At 68.0% G+C, this 1,034-nt stretch carries 1 protein-coding gene; it reads left to right on the forward strand.

Going from position 1 to position 1,034, the window contains the following annotated elements; translation table 11 throughout:
• Positions 1 to 3 precede the first annotated feature (3 nt).
• The coding region (locus FHP25_RS40460) for an S-(hydroxymethyl)glutathione dehydrogenase/class III alcohol dehydrogenase (protein WP_147852686.1) at positions 4 to 1,034 on the forward strand (1,031 nt) is incomplete at its 3' end.

Raw genomic sequence — 1,034 nt, forward strand, 5'->3', positions numbered from 1 at the left:
CCGATGAAAACCCGCGCCGCCCTTGCCGTTGCCGCCAAGCGACCGCTGGAAGTCGAGATGGTCGATCTCGAGGGGCCCCGGCAAGGCGAGGTGCTGGTCGAGATCAAGGCCACCGGCATCTGCCACACCGACGAGTTCACGTGGTCGGGGGCCGATCCCGAGGGACTTTTCCCGGCGATCCTGGGCCATGAGGGGGCCGGCGTGGTGCTGGAGGTGGGGCCGGGCGTCACCTCGGTGGCGCCGGGCGACCACGTGATCCCGCTCTACACGCCCGAATGCGGCGTCTGCAAATCCTGCCGCTCGGGCAAAACGAATCTCTGCACGGCGATACGCGCCACCCAGGGCAAGGGCGTGATGCCGGACGGCACCAGCCGGTTCTCGCTGAAGGGCCAGCCGATCCACCACTACATGGGCTGCTCGACCTTCGCCAACCACACGGTGCTGCCCGAGATCGCGGTGGCCAAGATCCGCAAGGACGCGCCGTTCGACAAGGTCTGCTACATCGGCTGCGGCGTCACCACGGGCATCGGCGCGGTGATCAACACGGCCAAGGTCGAGGCCGGCTCGACCGTGGTGGTGTTCGGGCTGGGCGGCATCGGGCTGAACGTGATCCAGGGCGCGCGCATGGTGGGCGCCAGGATGATCGTCGGCGTCGACCTCAACCCGGCGCGCCAGGCGATGGCCGAGAAGTTCGGCATGACGCATTTCGTCAACCCCCGGGACGTGCAAGGCGACCTGGTGCAGCACCTGGTGGCGCTGACCGACGGCGGCGCCGACTACAGCTTCGAGTGCATCGGCAACGTGCAGGTGATGCGCCAGGCGCTGGAGTGCTGCCACCGCGGCTGGGGCGTCTCGACCATCATCGGCGTGGCCGGCGCCGGGCAGGAGATCAGCACGCGGCCGTTCCAGCTGGTGACGGGCCGGGTGTGGAAGGGTACGGCGTTCGGCGGCGCCAAGGGGCGCACGGATGTGCCGAAGATCGTCGACTGGTACATGGAGAAGAAGATCAACATCGACGACCTGATCACGCATCT

The organism is Vineibacter terrae (assembly GCF_008039615.1).
In the GTDB taxonomy this organism is placed as follows: Bacteria; Pseudomonadota; Alphaproteobacteria; order Reyranellales; family Reyranellaceae; genus Vineibacter; species Vineibacter terrae.